Raw genomic sequence first — 15,710 nt, forward strand, 5'->3', positions numbered from 1 at the left:
ATGTCTCAGAAATTGTTAGAAGTGAAAGACCTGCGGGTCTCTTTCAAAGTGTACGGCGGTGAAGTTCAGGCTGTGCGCGGCGTTAATTTTCATGTAAACAAAGGTGAGGCTGTCGGCATCGTAGGGGAATCCGGCTGCGGTAAATCCGTAACTGCACAAACTCTGATGCGTCTGATTCCAAGCCCCCCTTCTATTATAAAGAGCGGCTCCGTCGAATTTATGGGGCAGGATATTTTGAAGAAGACCGAAAGAGAAATGGAAGATATCCGTGGAAGAGACATGGGAATGATCTTCCAGGATCCGATGACCTCGCTGAATCCGACGATTACGATCGGTAAGCAGATCACGGAAGGTCTGATCAAGCATCAGAAGATGAGCGTAGATCAAGCGAATAAACGTGCGGTTGAAATGCTGAAGCTTGTTGGCATTCCGAATCCTGAATCCCGGATCAAGCAATACCCGCATGAATTTTCGGGCGGTATGAGACAACGTGCCATGATCGCGATCGCATTGGCTTGTAACCCGTCTCTTCTGATTGCTGATGAGCCTACAACAGCGCTTGACGTAACGATTCAAGCCCAAATCATGACGGTGATGAAGGATCTTCAAAAAACGCTGGGCACTTCGATTATCCTGATTACGCATGACCTTGGTGTTGTTGCCGACATGTGCGACCGCGTTATCGTTATGTATGCCGGTAAAGTAGTCGAAACAGGTACGAAGTGGGAGATTTTCAAAAATCCTCAGCATCCGTATACCAAAGGATTGCTGCGCTCCGTTCCGCGTCTGGACCAGAAGAAAGACGAGCCGTTGGTTCCGATCTTCGGAACTCCGCCGGATCTGATCAAACCGCCTGCAGGCTGCGGATTCTGCTCCCGCTGCGACGACGCGATGAATATCTGCGCGAATAAAGATTCTATCATGACTCAGCTGAGCGATACTCACTTCGTGAGCTGCTGGCTGCAGCATCCTCTTGCACAGGAGGTGGCACAATGAGCGAGAATTTGATTGAGGTAAAGAACCTCAGCAAACACTTCAATATCGGCGGAGGCAACACGCTGAAAGCCGTTAACGATATTTCCTTCTCGATCCGTAAAGGGGAAACTCTTGGGATGGTAGGGGAATCCGGCTGCGGTAAATCCACAGCCGGCCGTACCATTCTTCGTTTGTACGAGCCGACATCCGGCGAAGTGAAGTTTGAAGGTAAGGACATCTATAAGCTGAGCGGCAACAAAATGAAAGCATTGCGCCGCGATATGCAGATGATTTTCCAAGATCCTTATGCATCGCTTAACCCGCGGATGACGGTAACCGATATTATCGGTGAGGCGCTGGATATTCACGGTTTAGTGAACACTAAGCAAGAGCGCAAGAAAAGAGTAGAAGAACTGCTGGATCTGGTTGGCCTGAACCCGGACCATGCGACCCGTTATCCTCACGAGTTCTCCGGAGGCCAGCGTCAAAGAATCGGGATTGCCCGCGCATTGGCGGTAAATCCTAAGCTGATTATCTGTGACGAGCCGATTTCCGCGTTGGATGTATCCATCCAGGCTCAAGTCGTTAACCTTCTGCAAGAGCTTCAGCAGAAGATGGGCCTGACTTATTTGTTCATCGCGCATGACTTGTCCATGGTTAAGCATATTTCGGACCGTGTGGCGGTAATGTACCTGGGCAAAATGGTTGAGCTTGCAGACAGCAATGAGCTGTACGCCAACCCGCTGCACCCTTACACTAAAGCGCTTCTGTCCGCGATTCCGATTCCGGATCCGGATGTAGAAGCCAATCGTGAGAGAATTGTACTCAAAGGTGAACTGCCTAGCCCGGTGAACCCTCCGAGCGGCTGCTTCTTCCGTACCCGCTGCCCTTTGGCAACGGAAGAGTGCGCTAAGAAAGAGCCAGCATTCCGCGAGGCGCAGCCAGGACATTTTGTGGCTTGCCATTATGCATAATGAGGTTTAGAACCGGTGCCGAAAGGCGCCGGTTTTTTTCTTTGAAACTTCTGAAGACAGCAAGCATGGATCTTACACCCGTTCTGAAATTACTCCGGAATGAACCAACTCTTGCCAAAAGGACGGTTCCGGTTATTTTACCTTGCATGTTCCTAAATTTTAGGGGAATCTAAAGAAGAGAATGTGTTGAAATTCCGTTGAATCTCTTTGACGGAAACAAGGCATAGGTGTACAATAATTTAGATTATGTACTTACTTAAAATTAGGATGGAGGCTAAGGATGAAGACGGAGCAAGTTCAGTGGAAGCGGAGCCAGCCTTTAGCTGAAGCCTACATACGCAATTATACACAGGTTAGCTCTCTTTACGAATACGACCCTTCGGCGTCTGCGTCATGGAAAGAACGCGCTGCATGGCTGGAAAGCAGCGAGGGGCAGGTTCAACGGGTTGCCCGCAGCGCGGTAGCCGACGTACTGGAGGCTTATAACCGCCGCGCAGGAGCGGGCGAAGAAACGCTGGCGAACGTCCGCCGCCTGCGCGAAAGCGGCACCTTGGCCGTTGTCGGAGGCCAGCAGGCCGGTTTGTTCACGGGACCGCTGCTTGTAATCTATAAAGCGGTTACGATCCTTCAGACAGCGAAGCGTGCGGAAGCGGCGCTGGGGGTTCCGGTCGTCCCCGTCTTTTGGATTGCGGGGGAGGACCATGATTTCGACGAAGCGAACCATACCTTCGTACTGAACGCGGAGTCGCAGATACATAAATTAAAGATTGAGCATCCTACGGGACATCGTACGGCTGTAAGCAGAACTGCCATCGACAGCGCCGTCTGGGAGGACGCGTTGAACGAGCTGTCCGGCCTGCTGCAGGATACGGAGTTCAAGCCGGTTCTGCTCGGGCAGCTGCGTGAAGCCGCAGCGTCGTCTGCGACGCTGAGCGATTTCTTTGCGCGCTCGATGGCGCAGCTGTTCGGCCGGTACGGCCTCGTGCTGCTTGATTCGGATGATCCGAATCTGCGCGCACTTGAGGGCCCGATGTTCGCGCAGCTCATCGGGCGTAACGGCGCTCTGGCCGACGCGCTGCAGTCGGCCAAGCGCCGTATAGAGGCGGCCGGCTTCGCCCCGGCCGCCGAGGTCGTCCCGCAAAACGCGAACGTGTTCGTTTTCCGGGACGGGGAGCGCGTCCTGCTGCAGCGGGACGGCGCGGATTTCACCGACAAGCGGGGGACGTTCCGCTTGTCTGAGGCGCAGCTGCTCGCGGCCGCCGGTAGCGAGCCGGGCACCTTCAGCAACAATGTGATGACGCGTCCGCTCATGCAGGACGTTCTGCTGCCGGTGCTGGCTTCCGTGCTGGGGCCTGGAGAGCTCGCTTACTGGGCCCTCACAAAGGATGCGTTCCGCGAGTTCGGACTCAGGATGCCTTTGTTAGTGCCTAGACAGGAGTATACACTGGTGGAAGGCACGCTGCATAAGCATTTCACGAAGTTTGGCCTATCCGCGGAAGATGCTCTGTTTCGGTTAGAAGAGTGCAAGCAGGCATGGCTGGAAGGGCAGGATACGCTGCAGCTGAAAGAGCGGTTTGCAGCGGCGAGGAACGAGTTTCACGCCATGTATGCACCTCTTGTGGAACTGGTAGGTACGATCAACAACGGTGTCGGTCAATTGGCTGAAACGAACCGCCAACGAATTCTTGATCAAATCGAATTCCTGGAAGGAAAGGCTCAGGATGCTTACCATGCCCAATTCGACGCCTCTCTGCGTCATTGGGAGCGGATCGGAGCTGTGTTGACACCGCTTGGAAGGCCTCAGGAACGCGTGTTGAATGTGTATCACTTTATCAATAAGTTTGGAGAAGACTGGCTGCATGGGTTGATTGGCCGGGAACCTCAAACCTCGAAAGACCATCAGATTGTGTATTTATAAATCATGAGTGTGTAGGAGGCTTTAATAAAATATGAGTGCAAAAGCGCACAGCATCATAGCAAATCCGGCATTGGCACCGGAAGGGAAATTGAAAATCGACTGGGTAAATGCCCATATGCCGGTTTTGAACCGGGTAAGGGAGCAGTTTGAAAAGGAGCAGCCTTTCAAGGGCCTTAAGGTAGCAATCTGCCTTCATTTAGAGGCTAAAACAGCTTACCTGGCGAAAGTGGTCCAAGCCGGCGGTGCGGATGTAACAATTACCGGCAGCAACCCGCTTTCTACGCAAGACGATGTTTGTGCGGCATTGGTGGAAGACGGGATCACGGTTTTTGCAAAATACAATCCGACCCCGGAAGAGTACAAGAGTCTGCTTATCAGAACGCTCGAGACGAAGCCGGACCTGATTATCGATGACGGCGGCGACCTGGTGACCATTTTGCATTCAGAGCGTCAGGATTTGGCCGGACAGATCCGCGGCGGCGCAGAGGAAACGACAACCGGTATCATTAAGCTGAAGGCACTCCAGAAAGAAGGACAGCTGAAATTTCCGATGGTGGCCGTGAACGATGCCTACTGTAAGTATCTGTTTGATAACAGGTATGGCACAGGTCAATCTGTGTGGGACGGGATCAACCGTACGACCAATCTGATGGTTGCCGGCAAAACGGTAGTTGTCGTGGGATACGGCTGGTGCGGCAAAGGAGTCGCTATGCGTGCCAAAGGGCTGGGTGCGCAGGTCGTAGTAACCGAAATTGACCCGATCAGAGCAGTAGAAGCCTATATGGACGGTTTCACAGTGCTTCCGATGCTGAAAGCAGCGAAAGTAGGCGACTTCTTCATAACGGTCACCGGCAATAAAGATGTCATACGCGGCGAGCATTATAAAGTGATGAAGAATGGAGCGCTGCTTTCCAATGCGGGGCACTTCGACGTAGAATTCAACAAGCCTGAGCTTGCGGCCCAATCCGTTTCCATCCGTACCGTAAGACGTAATATAGAAGAATACAAGCTAAGTGACGGCCGTAACATATACGTCCTGGCGGAAGGGCGTCTCGTGAACCTGGCCGCAGGAGACGGTCACCCGGCCGAAATTATGGATACTACGTTCGCTCTGCAGGCGTTGTCTTTGAAATATGTGAACGACAAGTATGAAGAACTGGATAAGGCAGTTGTCAACGTTCCATATGAAACGGACCAGCAAGTAGCAGCGATCAAACTGGAGTCGCTCGGGATTGCGATCGATCGGCTGACGGAAGAACAAAAGGCTTACTTGGACAGCTGGACAGACCAGTAATTGATGGGGATATGTCTGGAACAGGACAAGATGCGAGAAGATCCGTCTTGCAAGGGTAAAGGTTAATATAAAAATGAAACGGGCTGCTCTCTGAGGTAAAGATACCTTGGGGGTCAGCCCTTTTTCTCGAGATTCGGATTGTTTTGCTGATGGTACACTTTGTAAAATAATGCGGAGAAGGCCCCTTGATTGGCAACATTTTCAAGTTGATTTCGTCTATATATCTAATAGTGCCATTACAAATAAAGGGGGATGTTAGATGAAAGGAATTTGGAAAACCAGAGGCTGGGCTTTGATGATGTTAGTTGTATTGGCAGCGGGGTTGTTAAACGGATGCTCTGCAGCCGATTCAAACAAAGCAGCTGACGGTGCGGGCATTGCCAATATGGCCGATTCTGCCCCGAAGGACGAATCCATGTCCCAAAGCGGATCAGATTCCGCGCCGGCATCAACGGAAGCGAGTACGACCTCCGCGGACGACAAGGCAGCTTCTCCTTCTGCCGGAATGAGTACCGCCAATATTCCGGCTCTAAGCCAGAAACTGATTTACAGGGCGAATCTGACGATGGAAGTGAAGGATTACGCTAAGGCTCAATCCGCTCTTCAAAACCTGATTACGCTCTCCGGAGGCTACATGATTGAATTTACAGACAGCAAGTCCCTCAACGAACTAGGCGGGAATTTTACCATTAAGGTGCCGGCGGGAGGATTTATGAACTTCATCGGAGAACTGGAAAAAATGAAACCGGTGGAGCTTCAGCGCAGTGTGCAGGGCACGGATGTGACGGAGGAATATGTAGACCTGCAAGCCCGGTTAAAAGCCAAGCAAGTGGTGGAAGCACGCCTGCTGAGCTTCATGGAAAATGCCCAAAAGGCAAGTGATTTGGTGGCCTTCTCAAAAGAACTTGGGGCGGTACAAGAGGAGATTGAACGCATTAAAGGGCGCACCCGTTACCTTGACGAAAATGTAGCTTTCTCTACCATTCAGCTTCGGGTATACCAGCCGCTGGAGCCGGCAGCAGCAAAGCAGGATACTGCGAAAGATCCCCTCTTTGACAGAGCGGGAAATGCAATGAAAGAAAGCGGACGATTCCTTGTATCGATTGCGGAAGCTGCCGTTATCTTGCTGGCCGGACTTCTGCCTTTACTTATTATCATCCTGCCCGCGCTGGCATTGGTTTATTGGTTTGTCATCCGCAAGCAGAAGAAAACAGTTCAACTAACTGATCAGGCCTCAGAAACTACATCGAAAGAATAGAGTCATTTACCATCTAAAATATTTTCTAGAAAATCCTGCTAACAAGCAGGATTTTCTTTTTTTATATAGAATAGTGTTTCAGAGTGGGGAAAAGTGGGGTAAAGTGGTGACTTGGGGTGGAGGTGTGGTAGAGTAATGTTCATGGGTGAATATCAGCATACGATCGACGATAAAGGCCGCATGATCATTCCTGCCAAATTCCGCGACGCCCTGGGGACCAATTTCGTGGTTACCCGCGGATTGGACAACTGCTTATTCGTATACCCGATGGAAGAGTGGAAAGTGCTGGAGACGAAGCTCAAAGCGCTTCCCCTGATGAAGTCGGATGCCCGCGCGTTCACCCGGTTCTTCTTTTCAGGCGCCACCGAATGCGAGTTGGACAAACAGGGAAGGGTAAACTTACCGAATACCTTGCGGGAGCACGGAAAGCTGGAGAAAGATTGCGTCGTGCTCGGCGTGTCGAATCGTGTGGAAATTTGGAGCAAAGAAGTGTGGGAAGGTTACTTCAGTCAATCTGAAACTTCTTTCAATGAAATTGCTGAAAAGTTGGTCGATTTCAATTTTGATTTGTAAACCGGCCGGGAATCTAGGAGGACTATCAACTTGTTTCATCACATTACAGTACTTAAAGAAGAATCGGTAGAAGGCCTGAATATTAGGCCGGACGGCATTTACGTGGACTGCACGCTCGGCGGAGCGGGACACAGCGAATTAATTACTTCTCAGCTCAGCGGGTCAGGCAGATTAATTGCTTTTGATCAGGATGACATTGCTTTACGCAACGCAGAACAGAGACTCAAGCCTTACATGGACCGGGTTACCCTTGTGAAAACGAATTTCAGATATATTAAGCAGGCACTCGCCTCGCTTCCGGTTCCGCAGTTGAATGGAATTCCACAGGTCGACGGGATCCTGTTCGATATCGGCGTCTCTTCGCCTCAGTTGGACGAAGCGGACCGCGGATTCAGTTATCATCAGGACGCACCGCTGGACATGAGAATGGACCAATCAGCGGAACTGACTGCATACACGATTGCTAACGAATGGCCGGAAGAAGAGATTGCCCGGATTTTATATGTTTACGGAGAAGAGAAGTTTTCCAGGCGCATTGCCCGCGGTATTGCGGAGGCCAGGAAAACCGCTCCGATTGAGACGACAAGCCAGTTGGCTGAGCTGATCAAGGAAGGGATTCCCGCGGCGGCACGAAGGACGGGAGGACATCCTGCCAAACGCAGTTTCCAGGCATTCCGGATTGCTGTAAACGATGAATTGGGGGCTTTTGAGGAAGCTTTAACGGATGCGGTTAGCTGTTTAGCGCCGGGTGGCCGGGTATCGGTCATTACGTTCCATTCTTTGGAAGACCGGATCTGTAAGCAGATTTTTGCAGGAATGTTGGAGAAATGTTCCTGTCCGCCGGATTTCCCGATGTGCGTCTGCGGGAAGAAGGGTGTCATCAAGCTCGTGAACCGCAAACCGATCATAGCTTCGGAAGAAGAATTGGAAGCAAATCAGCGCGCACGCTCGGCGAAGTTGAGAATTGCGGAGAAACTATAAGTTCTTAGACCTAAGGACCGGAAGGTTACATAAGTAAGGGGGAAATCAAGTGGCAGGATATATTCACGGGAATCTGGCTGTGGAACGGAAGCAGCCTAAGGTAACGCGAGTCAAAGAGCAGACGAGAATTGTCGTACGCAAGAAAATCTCTACACAAGAGCGTTTGCTGCTCATGTTTGCTATCGCTGTCGGCGTGTTGGTTGCAGGGGCTATTATTTTGCGCTATGCTCAAATCTATGAAATGAATCTGCAGCTGCAAAAGGTAGAGAAAGACATTAAAGTACTGCAAACGGAGAACAGCAAGATGAGGCTGAAGCTGGAGGCGATGATGAATCCGAAAGAGTTGGAACAGCGCGCGAAGGCACAAGGTTTTGTAGAGGGGACGGATAAGTCGGAAGAACTGATCATGCCGGAAACCAAAGCTTCCTCCGAGGTTGCTATAACAGAATAAATAGTGAGGGATTTTGACATGTACAAAAAAATCCGAATGCGCACACTTTTTATAGGGGGAGTAATCACCCTCTTTTTTATGGGCATTTTGATCCAAATGTATACGATCCAGGTATCAGGCCGTTCGTTTTGGCTGGCAAATGCTGAAAAGCAATGGGCCGCGGAAAATACGATATTGCCCGTTAGGGGATCAATTACGGATCGGAACGGCAAAGTGCTGGCCAAAGACGGGGAAGCCTATACCGTAGCGGTCGATCCGGACATCATCCACAAGCTGGGCATTCAGGACGAAGTAGTAGCAGGGCTGCACCGTATTCTTGGCATTGCCGAGAGCAAGATCAGGGACAGTGTCAACTCCAAGGGCAGCGGCGGAGCGTACAGAAAGTACAGAGAGCTCGGCAAAGACGGCCGGAAAGTGGATACGGAAGCCAAAGATAAGATCGATCAACTAAAGAAAACGCTTCGGGAAAAGACAGGAAAGAATAATGTAGGCATTATTTTGACGGAAGATTTCAAACGTTATTATCCTAAAGAAGAAATGGCATCGCACGTACTCGGCTATGTGACTAAAGAAGGTAAGCCGGCCATAGGGCTTGAAGCGTTCTTCGACAAAACCTTGATGGGCACAGCAGGTTCGATTGCCTATGAGAAAGACCGGAAAGGCCAGCGGCTGCCGGATGCTAAAGTGGAATATAAGCCTGCAGTAGACGGGGACAACATAACGTTAACTATTGACGAGAACATCCAGCATTTTATGGAAGAAGCGCTTCGTAAGGCGGACAGCGAATATCATCCGAAAAGCATGACGGCGGTGGCGGTAGATCCGAAAACGATGGAAATTCTGGGGCTCGCGAATACGCCGGATTTCAATCCGGAAGCCTTCTGGGAAACAAAAGATTTATCCGCTTTTATGAATCATGCGGTAGCTTCCGTATACGAACCAGGGTCGACATTCAAAATTGTGACACTGGCTGCAGCAGTTGAGGAAGGGCTGTTTGATCCTAATGCCAAATACCAGTCGGGATCCATCCGTGTGCCGGGTAAACTGGTCAGGGATATTAAACGGGGCGGCTGGGGCAAAATTACCTATTTGGAAGGGTTAAAGCGTTCCAGTAACGTGGCTTTTGTACATTTAGGTTACGAAAAGTTGGGACCTGAGAAATTTCTGGATTATATTCATAAGTTCGGCTTCGGCCAAAAAACGGGTGTAGATCTTCCGGGCGAAGTTTCCAGGACTATTGAATTTCCAACCAGGACAGATGCCGCAAGCGCAACGTATGGACAAGGGCAGGTTAACGTGACTCCGATTCAGCAGGTGACAGCGATTGCGGCAGTTGCAAACGGCGGAAAGCTGATGTGGCCGCACATCGTGAAAGAAATTAAAGATCCGGCCAACGGGAAAGTCATTCAGAAATTTGAACCAAAGCAAGTCGCCCAGGTGATTTCACCCGAAACGTCCAAGAAAGTCAGCGAGTATTTGGAACAGGTTGTATCCGACAGGAAAATCGGGACCGGCCGCAACGCTTATATTGAAGGGTACCGTGTAGCGGGCAAAACGGGTACGGCTCAAAAGGTTATTAACGGAAAATATTCCGACGACAAGTTCGTTGTGTCTTTTATCGGCTACGCTCCGGTTGAAGATCCCAGAATTCTCGTCTATGTCCTGGTAGACGAACCGGATGTACCCAGCGACCTTGGCGGCGGTGCGGTGGCAGCTCCGATCTTCCAGGAAATCGTGTCCCAATCTTTGCGTTATATGAAAGTTCCTTCTTCGACAAAGAAGAGCACAACAACCAAAGTAGAGCAAAGCGAGCCAGGTATTAACGTTCCGAATATGCTGGGAGTCTCCGTTAAGGAGGCGAAGGAACAATTAAACTCCGGAGACATCTCCTACATGGTGCTAGGTAAAGGAGCTAAAGTAACCGATCAGATCCCTCAACCAGGCGGGATGATGTCCGCCGGACAGAGAGTATACTTGCTCACTTCGACCCCTGATAAGACCGATGTCCCTGACCTGTCGGGCAAACCGCTGCAAGAGGCGCTCCAGATCAGCTCTTTGCTGGGGCTGCAGGCCAGTATCAGCGGAGAAGGGTACGTTACTGCGCAGTCTCTGCAGACGGTAAAGGGGGTCCGGACTTTGAAGCTTGCTTTGAAGCCTATGAGCATTACAGAAGCAGCTAAGGCAGAGACAAAGGCTGAGACAAAGGCGGAAGAAGGCTCGGACGACTGACCTAAGAGGGGCTTGTTCTATCCCCTCCTTGTCCCGAATAGTCATGTTATGAAACCAATTATGACTTATTCACTGGACCTGGGAGGGGACGGCTTTGAGAGTTTCCAATGTGACCGTACGGCGCAGATTGTTTACAGCTATTATCATTATGACAGTGTTATTTGCGGCCTTAATGTTCCGGCTTGGCGTCGTGCAGATTTGGCGCGGGGCGGAATTATCGGCTAAGGCGGAGGACTCTTGGCGGCGCCTCATTCCGGTGCAGCCAAAGCGGGGGGAGATCACGGACCGGAACGGTACACCCCTTGCTTATAACATCTCATCTCCGACCATCATGGCCATTCCTGTGCAGGTGAAGGACAAGGAAGGCACGGCAGCCCGGCTGGCTGAGATGCTGGGAATGTCTAAGGAGAAGGTGCTTGCTCTGCTCAAAAAGAAAACAAGCAGTGTAAACATCCAGCCCGGAGGCCGTAAAATTACTCTTGAAAAAGCGCAGCAGATCCGCGACCTGAACATGCCCGGCGTGGTGGTCGCGGAAGACAACAAACGATATTATCCTTTCGGCGGCCTTGCTTCTCATATCCTCGGTTTTACCGGTATCGATAACCAAGGTCTTGCCGGCATTGAACTGACTTATGACAAAATGCTGAACGGCCTGAAAGGCAATATATCATATCTTTCAACCGCGAACGGGAGTACCATGCCCAATTCGACGGATAAATACGAAAAACCTAAAGACGGCCTGAATCTGCAGCTCACCATAGACAAGAATGTACAGTCTATTATGGAACGAGAGCTTGATCAGGCTATGATTCAATATCAGGCGAAACATGTCATCGGGATTGCAATGAATCCCAAGAATGGGGAGATTCTCGGGATGGCAAGCAGGCCTAATTACGAACCGGATAAGTTCAGAGAATACCCATCTGAAACGTATAACCGTAATTTACCAATATGGATGACGTACGAGCCCGGTTCCACATTCAAGATCATCACCTTGTCCGCCGCTATCGAAGAAGGCAAAGTAGACTTGGAACATGATCACTTCTACGATAAAGGCTCCGTAGAGGTGGGAGGCGCCCGTCTCCGGTGCTGGAAGCGGGGAGGCCACGGAAGCCAGTCATTCACCCAGGTTGTGGAAAACTCCTGCAATCCCGGTTTTGTCGCTCTTGGACAGAGACTTGGCAAAGATAAGCTTTTTCAGTATATTAAAGACTTCGGATTCGGTAAAAAGACCGGGATCGACATGCAGGGCGAGGAGAACGGAATCATGTTCAAGCCTTCCCAAATCGGACCTGTAGAGCTTGCTACTACCGCTTTCGGCCAAGGCGTCTCCGTTACCCCGATCCAGCAGGTTGCGGCCATTTCGGCTGCAATTAACGGCGGCAAGCTTTACAAGCCGCATGTTGCCAAAGCATGGGTCAACCCGGAAACGGGGGCAACGGTCCAGGAAATGAAGCCGGAGCTCGTACGCCAGGTCATCTCCCCGGAAACCTCCAAAAAAGTGAGGGAAACCCTGGAAAGTGTCGTCGCAAACGGGACCGGCCGGAACGCCTTTATCGACGGATACCGGGTCGGCGGCAAAACGGGTACGGCCCAGAAAGTGATCAACGGCAGATATTCTTCAGATGAACATATCGTGTCTTTCATCGGATTCGCGCCTGCGGACGATCCGCAAATCGTCGTTTATGTTGCGGTTGACGACCCGAAAGGGCTTCAATTCGGAGGCCTGATTGCAGCGCCGATCGTAAAGAATATTCTCGGAGACTCCCTTCGCTACATGGGGGTGGAGCCGCGGAAAGAGCAGCTGGATAAGGAGTACCGCTACGGTGAAACCCCGGTAGTAACGGTGCCGAATCTGGTTGGAGCCACTGTTGTGGACATATACGAGGATTTGAATTCGAACTTTATGTTGTCTGCGTCCGGAACGGGGAATACCGTCATCAGCCAAGCGCCTAAGCCGGGCAGCCGTGTGGACCGCGGATCGACGATCCGGATTTATCTGGGAGAAGACCCGGCTGAAAAGAAAGAATCGAAGCCAACACAGTGATTCTTACTTTTCCCTTTTGGTCTATAATAGCAATAGGAGCAAATGAAATCGGAGGAATTGTCAATGCAGCTTAAAGAACTTGCCTCGTGCCTGATGATAGCCAAAGTAGAGGGGAAAGAGGATACCGTTATTACCGGGATCCAAACTGATTCCCGAAAAGTGAAGCCGGGAGACCTCTTTATCTGTCTTCCCGGGCACACGGTGAACGGCCATGATTACGCGGTGAAAGCCGTAGAACAGGGAGCGGCGGCACTAGTCGTACAGCAGGATGTAGGGATCGACGTTCCTACTGTCAAAGTGAAGGACACCCGCTTTGCTATGGCTGCCATGGCCGCGCATTTCTATGGATATCCCAGCAGCAAACTGAATCTGATAGGCGTGACCGGGACGAACGGGAAAACGACGACAACCTATCTGATCGACAAGATCTTGACTGATCGCAACACGCGGACCGGCTTAATCGGAACGATCCGGATGAAAATCGCAGATCAAATGTACGATATGAACGGAACAACGCCGGAAGCTTTGGAGCTGCAGACTCGCTTTCATCAGATGGTGGAAGCGGGGACAGAGGCGTGCGTCATGGAAGTTTCCTCCCATGCATTGGAGCAGGGCCGGGTAAAGGGCTGCGACTTCCGGACGGCCATTTTTACCAACCTGACTCAGGATCATCTGGATTACCATGCTACGATGGATAAGTACAGAGACGCGAAAGGCTTGTTCTTCTCCCGGTTGGGGAATTCTTTCTCGTCCGATCCGTCTGACCGCAAATATGCGGTGCTCAATGCGGACGATGAAGCCTCATCCGTGTTTGCTTCCATTACAGCGGCTGAAGTCATTACATACGGTATCGATCAAGCTGCGGACGTGCGGGCTTCCCATATCCGGATTACTTCCAAAGGGACGGCTTTCACAGTAGAAACTCCGGTAGGGACAGAGTCTGTGCAGCTGCAGATGCTCGGTAAGTTTAACGTATACAATGCACTTGCCGCGATGGCTGCAGGGTTGATCGAAGGCATTCCTCTTGAGCAGCTGAAAGAAAGCCTGGAATCGGTAAAAGGTGTTGACGGCCGGGTTGAGGCTGTGGACGGCGGGCAGGAGTTTGCTGTTATTGTCGATTATGCCCACACTCCGGACGGTTTGGAAAACGTGCTGGCTACCGTCAGGGAATTTGCAGAGGGCGAAGTGATCTGTGTGTTCGGTTGCGGCGGCGACCGGGACCGGACGAAGCGCCCGATCATGGGGAAAATCGCGGCAAAATACGCAGACAGAATTCTGGTCACCTCCGACAATCCCCGTTCAGAAAACCCGGAACGGATATTGGACGATATTGAAGCCGGATTGAAGGAAGACCAAGTAGCCAAAGAGCGTTATGAGCTGATTGTAGACCGCAAAGCAGCGATACAGAAGGCTATTGATATGGCAAGCCCGGCCGATGTAGTATTGATTGCGGGGAAAGGCCATGAAACCTACCAGATTATTAACGGGGTCACTCATGATTTTGATGACCGCCTGGTAGCCAAAGAAGCATTAAGGGGTCTTGTAAAGTGATAAAACGTACCTTTGCGCAAATTGCGCAGCTAAGCGGGGGAACACTGTCCCCTGCAGCCGAACAAGTCAATGATCATACGATCGAAGGTGTAACGACCGATTCCCGCAAAATTGAGCCCGGCCAATTGTTTATCCCGTTAAAGGGCGAGAACTTTAACGGACATCATTTTGTCGAGGATGCACTTGGCATGGGGGCAGCTCTTGCTTTCTGGGAAACCGGTGAAGGGGAAGCGCCTGAACATCTGCCTTTGGTACTAGTCGACAACACACTCGAAGCACTGCAGCAGCTGGCAGCCTCCTACCGGGCTCAGCTTCCTGTGCGGGTTATCGGAGTTACGGGATCTAACGGGAAAACGACTACCAAGGATATGGTCGCAGCAATTCTCTCCACTACTTACAAAGTTCATAAAACCCAAGGCAATTTCAACAACCACATCGGCCTGCCGCTCACGCTGCTGCAGTTGGAAGAGGACACGGAGATGGCGGTCATTGAGATGGGGATGAGCGGGCGCGGAGAAATTGATCTGCTGTCCTCCATTGCCGGACCCGAAGCGGCTTTGATTACGAATATCGGAGAATCGCACCTGCTTCAATTAGGTTCCCGCAAAGCGATCGCGGAAGCGAAGCTTGAAATTACTGCAGGATTAAAAGCAGACGGCCTGCTGGTTTATAACGGGGATGAACCGCTTCTGGAGGAAGGGCTGAAACAGCTTGACCTGCCTGAGGAAATGCTTCGGTTCCGTTTTGGAATGGGGGACACAAACGATTTATATCCGGTCGGCGTCATGACGGACGGCGATGGTACCCGGTTTACCTTAAATCTGCCCAATTCCAGCGCTTTCTTTATTCCGATGCTTGGAATCCATAATGTCTCCAATGCGCTGGCAGCAATTGCCGTATCGAAGTACATGGGGGTCAGCGAGGCGGATATTGCCAAGGGGCTCAAGGATCTGAAGGTTACGGGGATGCGGATCGAAATCGTTAAAGGAAAGACAGGGCTGACCATTCTTAACGATGCTTATAATGCTAGCCCTACTTCTACGAAAGCCGCACTTCGCCTGCTGGAGGATTTAAGCGGATACCGCAAGAAGATTGCCGTACTTGGGGATATGCTGGAGCTGGGAAGCGAGGAAGCGGATTTTCATAGGGAAATAGGCAGGGGCCTGCAACCGCATCTGATCGATTACGTCTATACCTACGGGGAGCTTGCAAAGCTGATCGCTGAAGAGGCGGAGAAGCAATATCCGGCCGGACGGGTTCAGGCCTTCGATTCTAAAGAAGACATCGTAAAGAAAATTGCCTCCATTGTTGAGCCCGATGTGGATATCGTACTTGTCAAAGGATCGCGGGGCATGAAGCTGGAAGATGTCGTAAACGGACTGTCTGAACTTCATTTTTAGAAAGATTTCTGTAATGAAGCTGCATGCGCATTTAGGTTTTGTTTGTTGTATTTGCACAG

At 51.0% G+C, this 15,710-nt stretch carries 12 protein-coding genes; all 12 read left to right on the forward strand.

Annotation, left to right across the window (positions count from 1 at the left end; translation table 11 throughout):
- The gene (locus ACFSUF_RS10205; protein WP_377602592.1) at positions 1 to 996 is read left to right on the forward strand and encodes an ABC transporter ATP-binding protein; all 996 of its coding nucleotides are present in this window, start codon (positions 1 to 3) and stop codon (positions 994 to 996) included.
- On the forward strand, positions 993 to 1,949 hold the full coding sequence (locus ACFSUF_RS10210; protein WP_377602594.1) for an ABC transporter ATP-binding protein: 957 nt from the start codon (positions 993 to 995) through the stop codon (positions 1,947 to 1,949). The genes ACFSUF_RS10205 and ACFSUF_RS10210 overlap by 4 nt, the downstream gene beginning before the upstream one ends.
- A 280-nt stretch (positions 1,950 to 2,229) precedes the next feature.
- Complete coding sequence (bshC, locus tag ACFSUF_RS10215) at positions 2,230 to 3,867, forward strand: bacillithiol biosynthesis cysteine-adding enzyme BshC (RefSeq protein WP_377602596.1); 1,638 nt, start codon at positions 2,230 to 2,232, stop codon at positions 3,865 to 3,867.
- A 31-nt stretch (positions 3,868 to 3,898) separates the two neighbouring features.
- The gene (locus ACFSUF_RS10220) at positions 3,899 to 5,161 is read left to right on the forward strand and encodes an adenosylhomocysteinase (RefSeq protein WP_377602597.1); all 1,263 of its coding nucleotides are present in this window, start codon (positions 3,899 to 3,901) and stop codon (positions 5,159 to 5,161) included.
- 259 nt (positions 5,162 to 5,420) lie between these two features.
- A complete protein-coding gene (locus tag ACFSUF_RS10225) occupies positions 5,421 to 6,419 on the forward strand; it encodes a DUF4349 domain-containing protein (RefSeq protein WP_377602598.1) in 999 nt (332 codons plus the stop codon).
- Between the two features lie 135 nt (positions 6,420 to 6,554).
- Positions 6,555 to 6,992, forward strand: a complete 438-nt coding sequence (gene mraZ / locus ACFSUF_RS10230; RefSeq protein ID WP_377602600.1) for a division/cell wall cluster transcriptional repressor MraZ — start codon at positions 6,555 to 6,557, stop codon at positions 6,990 to 6,992.
- A gap of 30 nt (positions 6,993 to 7,022) precedes the next feature.
- Complete coding sequence (gene rsmH, locus ACFSUF_RS10235) at positions 7,023 to 7,973, forward strand: 16S rRNA (cytosine(1402)-N(4))-methyltransferase RsmH (protein WP_377602601.1); 951 nt, start codon at positions 7,023 to 7,025, stop codon at positions 7,971 to 7,973.
- A 49-nt stretch (positions 7,974 to 8,022) separates the two neighbouring features.
- On the forward strand, positions 8,023 to 8,424 hold the full coding sequence (locus ACFSUF_RS10240; protein WP_377602603.1) for a cell division protein FtsL: 402 nt from the start codon (positions 8,023 to 8,025) through the stop codon (positions 8,422 to 8,424).
- Between the two features lie 18 nt (positions 8,425 to 8,442).
- Positions 8,443 to 10,653: a penicillin-binding protein gene (locus ACFSUF_RS10245; RefSeq protein ID WP_377602605.1), complete on the forward strand. Its 2,211-nt coding sequence runs from the start codon at positions 8,443 to 8,445 to the stop codon at positions 10,651 to 10,653.
- Between the two features lie 94 nt (positions 10,654 to 10,747).
- Positions 10,748 to 12,700, forward strand: coding sequence for a stage V sporulation protein D (locus ACFSUF_RS10250; protein ID WP_377602606.1), 1,953 nt, complete (start codon positions 10,748 to 10,750; stop codon positions 12,698 to 12,700).
- Positions 12,701 to 12,763: 63 nt separating this feature from the next.
- Positions 12,764 to 14,251: a UDP-N-acetylmuramoyl-L-alanyl-D-glutamate--2,6-diaminopimelate ligase gene (locus ACFSUF_RS10255; protein ID WP_377602607.1), complete on the forward strand. Its 1,488-nt coding sequence runs from the start codon at positions 12,764 to 12,766 to the stop codon at positions 14,249 to 14,251.
- The gene (locus ACFSUF_RS10260) at positions 14,248 to 15,651 is read left to right on the forward strand and encodes a UDP-N-acetylmuramoyl-tripeptide--D-alanyl-D-alanine ligase (RefSeq protein ID WP_377602609.1); all 1,404 of its coding nucleotides are present in this window, start codon (positions 14,248 to 14,250) and stop codon (positions 15,649 to 15,651) included. The genes ACFSUF_RS10255 and ACFSUF_RS10260 overlap by 4 nt, the downstream gene beginning before the upstream one ends.
- Positions 15,652 to 15,710 lie beyond the last annotated feature (59 nt).

Origin of the sequence: Paenibacillus gansuensis (assembly GCF_042684925.1) — a bacterium.
Classification (GTDB): Bacteria; Bacillota; Bacilli; order Paenibacillales; family DY6; genus Paenibacillus_N; species Paenibacillus_N gansuensis.